This window comes from Paraburkholderia sediminicola (assembly GCF_046027355.1).
In the GTDB taxonomy this organism is placed as follows: domain Bacteria; phylum Pseudomonadota; class Gammaproteobacteria; order Burkholderiales; family Burkholderiaceae; genus Paraburkholderia; species Paraburkholderia sediminicola_B.
Genome location: NZ_JAQQEK010000004.1, coordinates 311,111 through 325,582, shown reverse-complemented (window position 1 = coordinate 325,582; position 14,472 = coordinate 311,111). Strand labels below are relative to the sequence as shown.

At 64.6% G+C, this 14,472-nt stretch carries 13 protein-coding genes; 11 read left to right on the top strand and 2 right to left on the bottom strand.

The genetic code is table 11. The features are described from left to right. The first annotated feature begins 38 nt into the window (after window positions 1–38). The 8 genes from PQR42_RS09700 to hutG all read left to right on the top strand — a co-directional run bounded on the left by PQR42_RS09700 (window position 39) and on the right by hutG (window position 9,530). Window positions 39–935, top strand: a complete 897-nt coding sequence (locus PQR42_RS09700; protein ID WP_408207862.1) for a LysR substrate-binding domain-containing protein — start codon at window positions 39–41, stop codon at window positions 933–935. Window positions 936–1,305: 370 nt separating this feature from the next. Continuing rightward, a complete protein-coding gene (gene hutH, locus PQR42_RS09695; protein ID WP_408207860.1) occupies window positions 1,306–2,829 on the top strand; it encodes a histidine ammonia-lyase in 1,524 nt (507 codons plus the stop codon). 25 nt (window positions 2,830–2,854) lie between these two features. Then, entirely contained in the window at window positions 2,855–3,550 is a 696-nt protein-coding gene (hutC, locus tag PQR42_RS09690; protein ID WP_012432558.1) for a histidine utilization transcriptional repressor HutC, read from the top strand. A 63-nt stretch (window positions 3,551–3,613) separates the two neighbouring features. Beyond that, window positions 3,614–5,302, top strand: a complete 1,689-nt coding sequence (gene hutU, locus PQR42_RS09685) for a urocanate hydratase (RefSeq protein ID WP_408386070.1) — start codon at window positions 3,614–3,616, stop codon at window positions 5,300–5,302. Window positions 5,303–5,304: 2 nt separating this feature from the next. Then, a complete protein-coding gene (locus tag PQR42_RS09680; RefSeq protein ID WP_408493625.1) occupies window positions 5,305–5,934 on the top strand; it encodes a HutD/Ves family protein in 630 nt (209 codons plus the stop codon). 85 nt (window positions 5,935–6,019) lie between these two features. Continuing rightward, window positions 6,020–7,243, top strand: a complete 1,224-nt coding sequence (hutI, locus tag PQR42_RS09675; RefSeq protein WP_408386074.1) for an imidazolonepropionase — start codon at window positions 6,020–6,022, stop codon at window positions 7,241–7,243. 8 nt (window positions 7,244–7,251) lie between these two features. Further along, window positions 7,252–8,658 carry a formimidoylglutamate deiminase gene (locus PQR42_RS09670; protein ID WP_408386076.1) on the top strand — a complete coding sequence of 469 codons (1,407 nt, stop codon included), beginning with the start codon at window positions 7,252–7,254 and terminating at the stop codon, window positions 8,656–8,658. Between the two features lie 56 nt (window positions 8,659–8,714). Further along, window positions 8,715–9,530, top strand: a complete 816-nt coding sequence (gene hutG, locus PQR42_RS09665; protein WP_408493624.1) for an N-formylglutamate deformylase — start codon at window positions 8,715–8,717, stop codon at window positions 9,528–9,530. A 254-nt stretch (window positions 9,531–9,784) separates the two neighbouring features. On the opposite strand, the gene PQR42_RS09660 is transcribed toward hutG, so the two are convergent. Further along, entirely contained in the window at window positions 9,785–9,922 is a 138-nt protein-coding gene (locus PQR42_RS09660; protein WP_165923849.1) for a hypothetical protein, read from the bottom strand. Window positions 9,923–10,258: 336 nt separating this feature from the next. Between PQR42_RS09660 and PQR42_RS09655 the strand changes: the two genes are divergently transcribed. Further along, window positions 10,259–10,924: a hypothetical protein gene (locus tag PQR42_RS09655; RefSeq protein WP_132375071.1), complete on the top strand. Its 666-nt coding sequence runs from the start codon at window positions 10,259–10,261 to the stop codon at window positions 10,922–10,924. Between the two features lie 27 nt (window positions 10,925–10,951). Here PQR42_RS09655 and PQR42_RS09650 read toward each other — a convergent pair whose 3' ends face one another. Further along, the gene (locus PQR42_RS09650; RefSeq protein ID WP_408207843.1) at window positions 10,952–11,512 is read right to left on the bottom strand and encodes a hypothetical protein; all 561 of its coding nucleotides are present in this window, start codon (window positions 11,510–11,512) and stop codon (window positions 10,952–10,954) included. A 108-nt stretch (window positions 11,513–11,620) separates the two neighbouring features. Between PQR42_RS09650 and PQR42_RS09645 the strand changes: the two genes are divergently transcribed. Further along, complete coding sequence (locus PQR42_RS09645) at window positions 11,621–12,532, top strand: helix-turn-helix domain-containing protein (RefSeq protein WP_408386080.1); 912 nt, start codon at window positions 11,621–11,623, stop codon at window positions 12,530–12,532. After that, the gene (locus PQR42_RS09640) at window positions 12,529–14,442 is read left to right on the top strand and encodes a DUF3857 domain-containing transglutaminase family protein (RefSeq protein WP_408386082.1); all 1,914 of its coding nucleotides are present in this window, start codon (window positions 12,529–12,531) and stop codon (window positions 14,440–14,442) included. The genes PQR42_RS09645 and PQR42_RS09640 overlap by 4 nt, the downstream gene beginning before the upstream one ends. Window positions 14,443–14,472: the final 30 nt, after the last annotated feature.

The window sequence follows — 14,472 nt, the reverse complement described above, 5'->3', positions numbered from 1 at the left end:
CGTGTTAGTCTCAAATCAATCTTGATTTCAAATCAACAATGAAAACTTCCACCGACGAGTTGCTGGTGTTCGTCACGGTGATCGACAGCGGCTCGATCACCGCGGCTGCGGAGAAACTGGGCCAAACCGTCTCCGGTGTGAGCCGCGCGCTCACGCGCCTGGAAAAGAAACTCGACACCGCGCTGGTACGGCGCACGACAAGACGTCTGCAACTCACCGAAGAAGGCGAGACCTTCCTGCAGCGCGCCCGCGCAATTCTGGACGCGATGGAAGAGGCCGAAGAGTCCGTCACGCGCGGACGCGAGCGGCCTTCGGGACGCCTGCGTGTCGATGCGGCGTCGCCCTTCATGCTGCATTGCGTGGCGCCGCATATGACGGCGTTTTCGGCGCTGTATCCGGAGATCAGGCTGGAGCTGACCAGCAACGAACGGATCGTGGATCTGCTGGAGCAGAAGGTGGACATCGCGATCCGTATCGGCGAATTGCAGGATTCGACTTTGCATGCGCGCGCCCTCGGCACCAGCAAGCTGAGAGTGCTCGCGAGCCCGGCGTATCTGGCCGAATATGGCGAGCCGAAATCGGTGGAAGCGTTGCGCGAGCATCGGCTGATCGGCTTCACGGCGCCGGAGCATCTGAATCGCTGGCCGTTGCGGGAAGGGCGCAAGGGCGGGGCCGAATCGCTGAAAATCGAACCGGCGATCACCGCCTCGAGCGGCGAGACATTGCGGCAACTGGCGCTGTCGGGCTGGGGCATCGCGTGTCTGGCCGACTTCATGAGCGCCGCGGATGTGCGCGAGAAGCGTCTCGTGCCAATCCTCGGCAACGTGCTGGCGGACGAACGGCAACGGGTGAGCGCGGTGTATTACCAGAGCGCGTCGCTGGCGGGTCGCGTGCAGTGCTTCCTGGATTTCATCGCGGCGCGCGTGCAGCTTTAGCGGCGCTGTCCCATCACTAGTCCAATAAGAAGGAGCCTGCGGCTCGCCTGAGCACGCGGGCTTTTTTGCGTCACAAGCCGCCTCTCCTATAACGCTCTTATAGGCAGCGAAGCGTGCCGGTTCGCGGGCGAAATCTTTTTGTCCGCCTCGCGCCTGCCATTTTGAACGTGTATATACAAGTTGAGATTGGCTTCACTTGGAAGGCGGTCCGCAGCGCGCGGCCGCCGGAAATCGCGGCAGTGGCAAGATCCAAGCCAAGCCTGCATCCCACCCTAATGGAAACCCCTGGGCCAAAACCTCAAAAAACAAGTTGTATATACAAGCCGACGTCGCTAGACTTCTCTCAAATTGTATAGACAGGACGACAACCATGATGAATCTGAAGCCCGGCTACCTGACTCTCCCGCAACTGCGCCAGATCGCTCGCGAACATGTCGCGTTGCAACTCGATCCCGCCAGCCACGCCGCGATCGACGCCTGCGCGCAAGCCGTCGCCGATATCGCCGCGAAGGGCGAGCCGGCCTACGGCATCAATACGGGCTTTGGGCGCCTCGCCAGCACGCACATTCCGCACGACCAGCTCGAACTGCTGCAACGTAATCTGGTGCTCTCGCATGCGGTCGGCGTGGGCGAGCCGATGTCGCGTCCGGTCGTGCGTCTGTTGATCGCGCTGAAGCTCTCGAGCCTCGGCCGTGGTCACTCGGGCATCCGCCGCGAAGTGATGGAAGCGCTGATCACGCTGTACAACGCCGACGTGCTGCCGGTGATCCCGGTGAAGGGTTCGGTCGGCGCATCGGGCGACCTCGCGCCGCTCGCGCATATGTCGGCAACGCTGCTCGGCGTCGGCGAAGTGTTCGCGAAAGGCGAGCGCATGCCGGCCACCGAAGGCCTCGCGCTCGTCGGCCTCAAGCCGCTCACGCTGCAAGCCAAGGAAGGTCTGGCGCTGCTGAACGGCACGCAAGCTTCGACCGCGCTCGCGCTCTACAACATGTTCGCCATCGAAGACCTGTACCGCACCGCGCTGGTGTCGGGCGCGTTGTCGGTGGACGCGGCAATGGGTTCGGTCAAGCCGTTCGACGCACGCATTCATGAACTGCGCGGCCATCAAGGTCAGATCGACGCTGCCGCGGCATACCGCTCGCTGTTGCAAGGCTCGGGCATCAACGTCTCGCACGCCGATTGCGACAAGGTGCAGGACCCGTACAGCCTGCGCTGCCAGCCGCAAGTGATGGGCGCGTGCCTGGATCAGATGCGCCACGCTGCGAACGTGCTGCTGCTGGAAGCGAACGCCGTCTCCGACAATCCGCTGATTTTTCCCGACACCGGCGAAGTGCTGTCGGGCGGTAACTTCCACGCGGAGCCTGTCGCTTTCGCGGCCGACAACCTCGCGCTTGCCGTCGCCGAAATCGGCGCGCTGGCTGAACGCCGCATCGCGCTGCTGATCGACGCGACGCTGTCGGGCCTGCCGCCGTTCCTCGTGCGCGACGGCGGTGTGAATTCGGGCTTCATGATTGCTCACGTCACGGCCGCGGCGCTCGCCTCGGAAAACAAGACGCTCGCGCATCCGGCTTCGGTCGACTCGCTGCCCACTTCCGCGAACCAGGAAGACCACGTGTCGATGGCAACGTTCGCTGCGCGCAAGCTCGGCGACATCGCTGAAAACACGGCGAACATTCTGTCGATCGAGTTGCTCGCCGCCGCGCAAGGCGTCGATCTGCGCGCGCCGCACAAGACCAGCCCGAGCCTGCAGAAAGTGATGGACGCAGTGCGCAAGGACGTCGCGCATTACGAGCTCGATCACTACTTCGCACCGGATATCGCGGCGGTCACGCGTCTCGTGCAGGACGGCACGATCGCGAAGCTGAGCCCGCTCTCCTTCGCGTCTGAACAGTAAGCAGTCAGCGAGGCAGAGCAAGCCAATGAACGCACCGGCCTATCAGGGCATCAAGGACTTCATCCTCGCGCGCATTCATGCGGGCGAATGGGGTGAAGGCGACCAGGTGCCCTCCGAAAACGAGCTCGCGCGCGAATTCAACGTGGCGCGCATGACGGTCAACCGCGCGTTGCGCGAGCTGACCTCGGAGCAGGTGCTCACGCGTGTGCAAGGGTCGGGCACCTTCGTGGCCCGTCCCAAGTACGAATCGACGCTGGTGGCGATCCGCAGCATCTCCGACGAAATCGTCGCGCGCGGTCATCGTTATCAGGCGAACGTGCTGCACATCGGCGCGAGCATCGCCGACGAAGCGCTCGCCGAGGAAATGCAGGTGAGCGCGGGCAGTCCGGTGTTTCATTCACGTGTGCTGCATTTCGAAAACGACGAGCCGGTGCAACTCGAAGAGCGCTGGGTCAATCCGGCAGTCGCGCCCGAGTACGCGCTGCAGGACTTCACGAACACCACGCCGAATCAGTATCTCGTACGTGTCGCGCCGTTGCAGCGGGTCGAGTACCGCATTGAAGCGCTGGCCGCAGATGGCGATACGCGCGAGTTGCTGACCATGGACGAACTCGAACCCTGCCTCGTGCTGCATCGGCGCACGTGGTCGCAAAGCCAGGTCGCCTCGATCGCCAATCTCTGGCATCCCGGCAGCCGTTATCGCTTCACCGGACATTTCTGACAACGCCGTTTTTGCCGTACCCGAATCTTTTTCGACCATCTTCAAGCATTCCGAGGGCCCATCATGAACAACCCGAAACACATCGACCCGCGTCTCGATCCCACCCGCACGATCCGCGCACCGCGCGGCGCGGAAAAGACCTGCAAGACCTGGATCGCGGAAGCCGCGTACCGGATGATCCAGAACAATCTGGATCCGGAAGTCGCCGAGCATCCGCACGCGCTGGTCGTGTACGGCGGTATCGGCCGTGCCGCGCGCAACTGGGATTGTTTCGATCAGATTCTCAAGTCGCTGAAGGATCTCGAGGAAAACGAAACGCTGTTGATTCAATCGGGCAAGCCGGTCGGCGTGTTCCGCACGCATGCCGACGCGCCGCGCGTGCTGCTGGCGAATTCGAATCTGGTGCCGCATTGGGCGACGTGGGAACACTTCCACGAACTCGATCGCAAGGGCCTGATGATGTACGGCCAGATGACGGCGGGCAGCTGGATCTACATCGGCAGCCAGGGCATCGTGCAGGGCACCTACGAGACGTTCTTCTCGGTGGCGAATCAGCATTTCAATGGCGATCCTTCGGGCCGCTGGATTCTGACGGGCGGCTTGGGCGGCATGGGCGGCGCGCAACCGCTGGCGGCGACGATGGCCGGCTTCTCGATGATCGCGGTGGAATGCGACGAGACGCGTATCGACTTCCGTCTGAAGACGCGTTACGTCGACAAGAAAGCGGCGACGCTCGACGAGGCGCTCGCCATGCTCGAGGACGCGAAGAAAGCAGGCAAGCCGGTGTCGATCGGCCTGCTCGGCAACGCAGCGGATGTGTTCGCTGAATGCGTGACGCGTGGTATCACGCCGGATTGCGTGACCGACCAGACCAGCGCGCACGATCCGATTCACGGCTACCTGCCGCAAGGCTGGAATGTCGAAGACTGGCGCGAGCGTCAGAAAACCGTGCCGGACAGCATCGTGCTGCCTGCCAAGCAGTCGATGGCCAAGCAGGTGCAAGCCATGCTGACGCTGCAGGAACGCGGCGCCGCCACGCTCGACTACGGCAACAACATCCGCCAGATGGCGCTGGAAATGGGCGTGGAAAACGCCTTCGATTTCCCGGGCTTCGTGCCGGCGTATATCCGCCCGCTATTCTGCGAAGGCAAGGGCCCGTTCCGCTGGGTTGCGCTGTCGGGCGATCCGGAAGATATCTACAAGACCGATGCGAAGGTCAAGGAGCTGATCCCCGACGATCCGCATCTGCACAACTGGCTCGACATGGCGCGCGAACGTATCGCGTTCCAGGGCTTGCCGGCACGGATCTGCTGGGTCGGCGTGAAGGATCGCTATCGTCTGGGCCAGGCGTTCAACGAGATGGTCAGGAACGGCGAGCTGAAGGCGCCGATCGTGATCGGCCGCGATCACCTCGACACCGGTTCGGTGGCGAGCCCGAATCGCGAAACCGAATCGATGAAGGACGGCTCGGACGCGGTCAGCGACTGGCCGCTGCTCAACGCACTGCTGAATACGGCGGGCGGCGCCTCGTGGGTGTCGCTGCATCATGGCGGCGGTGTCGGCATGGGCTTTAGCCAGCACTCGGGCGTCGTGATCGTCGCGGACGGCACGGATGCGGCGAAAGAGCGCCTCGGCCGCGTGCTGTTCAACGATCCGGCAACCGGTGTGATGCGTCACGCGGATGCGGGCTATGAACTCGCGCAGGAAACGGCGCGCGAGGCAGGCCTCAATCTGCCGATGCTGGGCCGCTAATCGTGACGCTTCACGGCACGGTTGTCGGCAGCGGGGCGACCCTCACGCTGATTCGCGGCGCCGACCTCGTGGCGGCGCCGTGGAAGAACGGCGGCGGCGTCACGCGCGAAGTGGCGGCGTTTCCCGAAGGCGCGGGGCTCGATGCCTTCATGTGGCGGGTGAGTATTGCCGATGTCGCGCAAGCCGGACCGTTCTCGCGCTTTGCTGGTATCGATCGCACGCTTGTGTTGTTGTCCGGCGCGGGCATGTTGCTCGATGAAGCGGACGGCGCGCACGGCATGAAGACGCACTCGTTGACGCAAGCGCTCGACATGGCCCGTTTCACCGGCGAGGCGCAAATCGACGCGCGTCTGGTCGACGGCGCGACACGCGACTTCAACCTGATGGTGCGGCGTGACGCGGCGCAGGGTGAAGTCGAAGTGTGGCGGGGCGCAACGCAACGCACGCTTTCCGCCGACGCGGTCCTCCTGTATTGCGCGGAAGGTTCAGTGTCGGTCACCCCTGGCGACGCGCAAGCGCTGTCGCTCGCCACCGGCGACACGCTGCGCTTCGACACGCCGAACGCGCTCTCATGCGCAGTCGAAGGCGAGGGCGCCTTGCTCGCAATCAGCATCCGCTACACGCAACGATGACGACGATTCGCGTGCACGCTTGCTGCCTCTACGGCGTTTGCACGCGAACCACCACAGACACGCAACAAGCTGCAAAGAGCACGCGATGAAGCAAACCGTCTGGCATCACCTGAAACTTTGCCCACAGGGCGATCCCGAACACACGCTGCCCGATGCCGCGATCGCCGTTGAAAACGGCACGATCGTGTGGCTCGGCGCGGCTTCCTCATTACCCGCCGACTACGCCGCATGGCCGCGCGAAGATCTGCACGGCGCGTGGGTGACGCCGGGTCTCGTCGATTGCCATACGCATCTCGTGTACGGCGGGCAGCGCGCGGACGAATTCGCGCAGCGCCTCGCGGGCGTCAGCTACGAAGAAATCGCGCGGCAGGGCGGCGGTATCGTCTCCACGGTGCGCGCCACGCGTGCCGCCGACGAAGCCTCGCTGTTCCGTCAGTCGGCCGCACGGCTCGAACCGTTGCTCGCCGAAGGTGTGACCACGCTCGAGATCAAATCCGGCTACGGCCTCGACCTCGCCAGCGAGCGCAAGATGCTGCGCGTCGCGCGTCAATTGGGCGAGCGCTATCCCGTGACCGTCTACACGACGTTTCTCGGCGCGCACGCGTTGCCGCCCGAGTTCGCCGGCCGTGCCGACGCGTACATCGACGAAGTCTGCAACACCATGCTGCCCGCGCTCGCCGGCGAAGGCCTCGTCGACGCGGTCGACGTGTTCTGCGAGCGCATCGGTTTTTCGCTGGAACAAAGCGAGCGTGTCTTCGAGGCGGCGGAACGTTACAAGCTGCCGGTGAAAATGCATGCCGAGCAGTTGTCGAACGGCGGCGGCACGGCACTCGCGGCGCGCCATCATGCGCTGTCCGCCGACCACCTCGAATTTCTCGACGAAGCCGGCGTTGCCGCGATGAAGGAGGCCGGCACGGTGGCCGTGCTGCTGCCGGGCGCGTACTACTTCATCCGCGAGACGCAGTTGCCGCCTTTGGAATTGCTGCGGCGCTATGAGGTGCCGATCGCGATTTCGACCGACAGCAACCCCGGCACGTCGCCCGCCACCTCGCTGCTGCTGATGATGAACATGGCCACCACGCTGTTCCGCATGACCGTGCCCGAAGTGCTGCAAGGCGTGACGTCGCACGCGGCACGCGCGCTTGGCAAGGCGGATCGGCACGGCTCGCTGGAAGCGGGACGCGCGGCCGATTTCGCGGTGTGGTCGGTCGACTCGCTGGCCGAGTTGGCTTACTGGATTGGGCGTCCGTTGTGCGCGCGAGTCGTGCGCGCGGGCGAGACCGTTTATACGCGGCGTGAATTGAGCTAGAGCCTGAGATGACTGAAACGCACAAGCAATCGAATCAATCGCTGTTCGCCGAGCACGCGTACCTGCCGGATGGCTGGCGCCACAACGTGCTGCTGGAGTGGGACGCAAACGGCACGCTCACCGCCGTCACGCCCGATACGTCGACGCCGCCCGCCGGCGTGCGGAAAGCCGCGGGTCCGGTACTGCCTGGCATGCCGAATCTTCATTCGCACGCGTTTCAGCGCGCGATGGCCGGCCTCACCGAATATCGCGCATCCGGCGCGGGCGCCACGGATAACTTCTGGAGCTGGCGCGATCTGATGTATCGCTTCGCCGCACGCATCACGCCGGAAGGCCTGGCGAGCGTCGCGCAGTGGCTGTACATCGAAATGCTGAAAGCGGGCTATACGTCGGTGTGCGAGTTCCACTATGTGCATCACACGCCCACCGGCAGCCGTTACGCGAACCAGGCCGAACTCGCGCAACGCGTGGTGGATGCGGCGTCGGCGAGCGGCATCGGCATGACGATGCTGCCGGTGCTGTATCAGTACAGCGGCTTCGGTTCGCGCGCGCCACGTGAGGATCAGCAGCGTTTCATCAACACGCCGGAGAGTCTGCTCGATCTGCTCGGCACCTTGCGCGCGGCGCGCCCCGAAACTGCCGCGTTGCGTTATGGCGTGGCGCCGCATTCGCTGCGCGCCGTATCCGCGGATTCATTGCGTGCGCTGCTCGGCGGCATCGAGGGCACGGCGCCCGTTCATATCCATATCGCGGAGCAGACCGCCGAAGTCGACGCCTGCCTCGAAACCGAAGGCGCGCGTCCGGTGCAATGGCTGCTCGATCGTTTCGATGTCGACAGCCGCTGGTGCCTCGTGCACGCCACGCACGTCGATGCGAACGAAACACTGGCGCTTGCGAAGAGCGGCGCGGTCGCCGGTTTGTGCCTGACCACCGAAGCCAATCTCGGCGACGGCATTTTCCCGGCGCAGGACTATCTCGACGCGCAGGGACGCATCGGCGTGGGCTCGGATAGCCATATCGGCGTCGACTGGCGCGCCGAATTGCGTTTGCTCGAATACGGCCAGCGTCTCACGCGCCGGCAGCGCAACGTGCTGGCGTCGGCGCAGGCCACGCACGTCGCCGATCGTCTCTTCGACGCCTCGCTCGAAGGCGGCGCACGCGCGACGGGCCGTGCGGTCGGTGCGCTGCAACCCGGCCGCCGCGCCGATTGGCTCGTGCTCGACGCGGATCATTCGAGCATCGCCGAGCATGCGCCGAACGCCTGGCTCTCGGGCGTTGTATTCTGCGAGCATGGCGAAACGCCGATTCGCGACGTTTACGCGGGTGGCGAGAAGGTCGTCGATAACCGCCGGCATCGCGATGAAGAGGGTGCGTACGCGCGCTATCGCGTGGCGCTGGCGGACCTGCTCAAATGAGCGGCACGCGTTGAGCTGCTGAACTGATCCTTCGATCCTATCGATTCCGGACTGACATGACTGCTTCGAACACTCCGCCGGTTTTCTCGCTGCATCGGGGAAGCCTGCCGTTCCTCATTTCGATTCCGCATCTGGGTACGCAAATCCCGGCCGACATCGCCGCGACGATGACGCCCGTCGCGCAGCGCACCGACGATTGCGACTGGCATCTGGACCGTCTCTATGCGTTCGCGAAACGCATGGGCGCGTCGATTCTCGCGCCCACCTACGCGCGTTACGTGATCGACCTGAACCGTCCGCCCGACGGCGCGAACCTCTATCCAGGCCAGGACACAACCGGTCTGCTGCCGGTCGATACGTTCGACAAGGAGCCGTTGTACCTGGATGGCCATCTGCCGGACGAGGCCGAAGTCGCGCGCCGTCGCGAGGCTTACTGGAAGCCTTATCACGAGGCGCTGCAAGGCGAACTCGCGGCGCTGAAAGCGAAACACGGCAAGGTGCTGCTGTGGGAAGCGCATTCGATCCGCTCGCATGTGCCGCGTTTTTTCGAGGGACGTCTGCCCGATTTCAACTTCGGCACCTCGAACGGCGCGAGCGCGGTGGCGGGATTGGCCGAGGATATGGCCGCTATCGTCGAGCGATACGACGGCGGCTATACGGCTGTCGCCAACGGCCGCTTCAAGGGCGGCTATATCACGCGCGAGTATGGCCAGCCGTCGCAAGGCGTGCATGCCTTGCAACTCGAACTCTCGCAGATCACGTATATGGAAGAGCACATGCCGTATGCGTATGACGAAACGCTGGCCGCGAAAGTCGAGCCTCTGCTGGAAGCGCTCGTCGTGAAAGCGTTGGAGCGCGTCAAGGCTGCGTGAAGCGGCCGCTGTCCTTTCTTCTTCTCCACGCGATGCACGGTGCCGCGCAAGTTGCGCGAAGCCGTGTGCGCGTCGGCCGACACCGCAAAGGTGTAACAGCATGTGTCCGTGATTGCATGCTGCCGTTTTCGCGCAGAACGTATATAGCGCGTTGAAGAAATCTGCCTGCTCCGCGTCGATTTGATGACGAAAAAAAGCCCCGCCTGTAGCGGGGCTTTACGATGTGCCGTACCGGTCAGGGCTTGGCACCGCCATTAATGGCAGCGTTTTTCCCAATGATGATGAACGCGCACCTTGTGGCACTCGGGGTGATGATGCTCATAAGCTTGTGCGGGAGCGATGGCGCTCAGGGCTGCAACGGCTGCGGCGATGGCGAGGACGATCTTCTTCATTACAAAATCCTTAAATCAGTGTTGGGGTACTAACGGCGCGGCACGGGGCGTGCCGCGACCGCCTGCAAGCATGCCACATCGCGAGTGCAGAGCGGAGGAACGCTGAACAAATGCAGGTGTCAATTCACAACGACGATCGTCGTGAGCCGCCACCGGTAATGGATAGCGGGCAATGGTGCGTAATGGCGCAGTGGCGTGTAATTACGACAGATCGACGCTCACGCAATGGCATACCGGGATTGCGCGCCATGCGGTGAAGCGGCTACCCTTTCAAAACGATAACGCGCGAGAGGCGCGTGATCTCTACATCGGGCAAAAAAGATGGAAGACCCAGCGATGGAAGATTCCGACGAATTGCTGCTCCCGGTCTGGCGAGCGAACCTGGTGCTGCTGACCCGCGAGGTCGGCGCGGCGACGCGACTCGCGCGCATGATGACCTTCTCCGCGAGCTATCTGAAACTGATGTTGTCCGGCCAGCGCGAATTCAGCGAGGAATTCGTGCGTGGGATCGAAGCGGTCACCGGACTGCCGGGCGGCTGGATGAACGTGCCGCACACCGAGCACGACATCCCGCCCAACGCGCGAGAAGCGATCGACAACGAACAACCGCTCGCGCGGTTTCGCGGCACGGCGCATCCGGTGCGAAAGAAGACGGTGTTGCGGCCGCCCGAGCCGATTTTCGGTCAGCCGGGGCCGGCCAAGCGTGTCGAGGAAGAAATCCTCGACGCGGAAGCGCATCGGCGTCAGGCGCACTTTCGCAAGGTCCGCGACGTGGCGATTCAGGACGTGCGGCGTTTCGAGCGGCATCTGACTCACGCGCCGGTGGAACTGGCGACGATGCGCGCCAAGGTGGAAGACGTGATCGCCGCCGCCGATCTCGACGACCCGATCCAGGCGGATCTCGCGGGACGGCTCGAGCAGATCGAAAAGCATCGGCATCTGCTGCTCAGGCACGTCGAGCGATTGCAGGCTTTGCTCGGGCAACTCGGTGAAACGGAGTGATGCGGCGAGTCGCGAGCTAGCGCTCGCTTACGTAGGCTGAGAGGAGCTCCTGCGGCGGGCGTGAAACTCCGCCTCGAGTGTCCACGTCACGCCGTCCCGCGCGAGCGCCACGCCGGTCCAACGGAACGAATCCCGCGTGATGTCGGTGAAGTTCCATCGAATCGGCGTGCCGTCGGCGTGCGTGCCGATCTGCACGAGATGCTCGCCAATGCGGCGGCCCACCAACTCGTCACGCTGACCGGTGCGCGGATTGATATACGTGACCCGCCATGCTCGCAGCGCCGGGTCCCAGACACGCAAGGTCGTGCCGTACATTGCGTCGCTGGCCGTCGGCATGTCGCGTGGTTCGGCGAGCGGCGGCATGATCCAGACATCCTGCACGGCGCGGCCTTCCAGCACCCAGCCGAAATGAATTTCGCCGCGGCGGCGAGCGTTGCCCAGGTCGACGCGGTAATGCACCACGTCCATGTCCCAACTGCCGATCAGCCAGCCGTAGAGGTCGTCGGCGGCGTCGATATCGGCGGCCCGCGCGGGCGCGCTCAGGGCAGCGTGAAAGCCGCTGTCGAGGTTGTGCTCCAGTCTTTTCATCGTGTGTGCTCCTTCGGTGCATGGTGGGATCGGCATCGGCGGAACCAACGAAAACGCGCCGGCCGCCGATGTGCTAAAACCACGATACGGACTCAGCCGAGGTGCATCTTGGGGAAAATTGCCGTCACGTTGCAACAGGCGCTGGCCCGCCGCGAACAAGAAGGCGCGCGCGGCGGCACGTCGGCGCGTGCGCTCGCCGGCGACGCCGGGTGGGGCGTCGAGGATGTCTTGTGCACCTTCGGCCCGCGCGACCAGCCGTTCGAAGAGCGGCACAGCGGCGTATGCATCGCGATGGTGGTGGCGGGCTCGTTCGCTTATCGCGCGGCGACCGGCCGCGAGTTGCTCACGCCCGGCGCGCTGCTGCTCGGCAACACGGGCGATTGCTTCGAGTGCGGTCATCGGCATGGCGCGGGCGACCGTTGCATCGCGTTTCACTATGCGCCGGCATACTTCGAAAGGCTTGCCGCGGATGCGGGTCTGGCGAGCGGCAATCCGCAATTCAAACGCGCGCGTTTGCCGTCGCTGCGTGCGCTGTCGCCGTTGATCGCGCGGGCATGCGTCGGCGCAAGTGCGAGCGCCGACGGTTCGGGCCCAACAGCATGGGACGAACTCGCCGTCGAACTGGCCGCCGCGACACTGCAGGCGGCCGGCGCCTTGACGCGTCCCGCCGCGCCCGCCAGCGCCACGGCATGTTCGCGCGTCGCGCAGACCGTGCGGCTGATCGACGACACGCCGGGCGCGCCGCATTCGCTCGCGAGCCTCGCGGCCGCCGCGGGCCTGAGCGAGTTCTACTTTCTGCGCACGTTCCAGCGCGTGACCGGCGTGACGCCCCATCAATACCTGTTGCGGGCGCGCTTGCGCGCCGCGGCGCTGCGTCTTCAGGACGGCAGCGCGAAGGTCGTCGATATCGCATTCGATTGCGGCTTCAACGATCTGTCGAATTTCAATCACGCGTTTCGCGCGGAGTTCGCTTCGAGTCCGCGAGCCTGGCGCGCGCGGGGCACGGTGCGGCGCACATGACGCGGTGCGTGGCGTTTTTTCTCAGGCTGGCCTGCGGGTCGGCGCTAGGCGCGTGCGTCGCGGTCAGCGCGTTCGCCGACGACAGCGTGTCCACCGCATCCGGCGACGATCGCGCGCCTTCCACGATCGAGCGCGACGTCCATCTCTTCACGATCCAGAAAGACGGCTCCGTCGAGGAACACGACGACACCGTCTTGCGCGCCAACACGACGAGCGGCGTCGACGATATCGCGCAACGCTACGTGTGGTTCAACAAGGACATCGAGCAGGTGCAGTTGCTGGCCGCCGAAACGATCGACCTGGACGGCGCCGCGCATCCGGTCGGTCCCGAGGCGATCCGCGACGTGCAGGAGCCGCGCTCGGCAGGCGCGCCGAGTTTCGAGGACGGCGTGTTGCGCACGGTGATTTTCCCGGGCGTGGAGCCGGGCTCGCGCGTGCATCTGGCGTTTCGCAAGACGCGCACGACGCCCTTGCAGGCGGGCACCTTCGCGTATCTTGTCGAACCGACGCGCGACCCCGTCGAACTGCAGCGCCTGATTTTCGATCTGCCCGCCGACGTGCCGCTCTACGCCGACGCGCGCGGCTACGTCGCCGTGCCGCCGGTCACGGCGAACGGCCGAACCCGCTACGAGTTCGACTACCAGCACGGGCCGTATGCGCCGCTCGAAGCGGGCGCGGTCGGCTACGCGAACTGGGGCGACCGCCTGATGGTATCGACGGTGCCGGACTTCGCGAATTTCGCGGCGCGCTATCGCGGGCCCGCCGCCGACGCGACGGCGAGCGATCCAGCGATTGTCCGCCTCGCGCAAGCGCTGACCGCCGGCACCGACGATCCGCGCGTGAAAGCGCAACGGCTATACGACTGGATGCGTTTGAATATCCGCTACGTCGCCCTGTTTCTCGGCGAAACGGCGGCGATCCCGCACAAGGCGATCGACATCCTGCGCAACCGTTACGGCGACTGCAAGGACCACGTCGCGCTCTACGGCGCATTGCTGGCCGCGGTCGGCATCCGTAGCGAGGCGGTGCTGCTCAATCTCGGGCCGTACTACCGTTTGCCGGACGTGCCCGGCTACGGCTCAAGCGCGATCAATCACGCGATTGTCTGGATTCCTGAGTTGTCGTTGTACGCGGATACGACGGCGGGGGGCACGGCTTTCGGTTATCTGCCGCCGAGTGTGATGGACAGGCCGGTATTGCTGGTCGGCGAGGGCGTGCTGTCGCGAACGCCGGCCACGCAGTTGCGCGAACGCGGCGCGCGCGTGCAGATCGACATCGATGAAAGCGGGGCGGCTAATTACGCTTACCGCGCGGAGGACGCGGGTTTTACCGCCGAGATCGAGCGCAACACGTTTCGGCGCTCGACGCGGCAACGCACGCAGCAGATCGCCGCGAATCGTCTATTGCAGACGGGTTTGCATGGCACAACGCAATTGCGCACGGCGGATCTCAGCGCGACGAACGGACCGTTCGCCACGTCGATGCAAGGGAAGGTGGAGCACTTCGTCTGGACCGACGGCACCACCGCGGTACCGGCCTTGACGAGTTTCTCCGGCGGCATGGGCTCGCAGGTGCAGGCGTGGCTCGCGGAGCCCGCGAGGACTCAGCCCTGGACGTGCATCGGCGCAGAGTTCGACGAGACCTTGGAAATGACGCTGCCGCGCTTCGTGCGGGTGACGGATTTGCCGTCCGACACCGCGGTGCAAGACCGCTTTCTGACCTTTTCATCCCGCTACGTCTACGATCCGGCCGCGCGGGTCTTGCAGGTCAGGCGGCACTTGCGCGCCGCCTTTGGCCATCAGATGTGTTCCGCGAGCGAGTTCGCCGAGATGCACGACGATCTCGTGCGAATCGAGCGGGATCTCGAGGCCGAACTGGTGGTCAAGGCCGGCAATTCGAAGAACCCGTAGCGATTCCGCCGGCACGGGCGCAAGCATCGA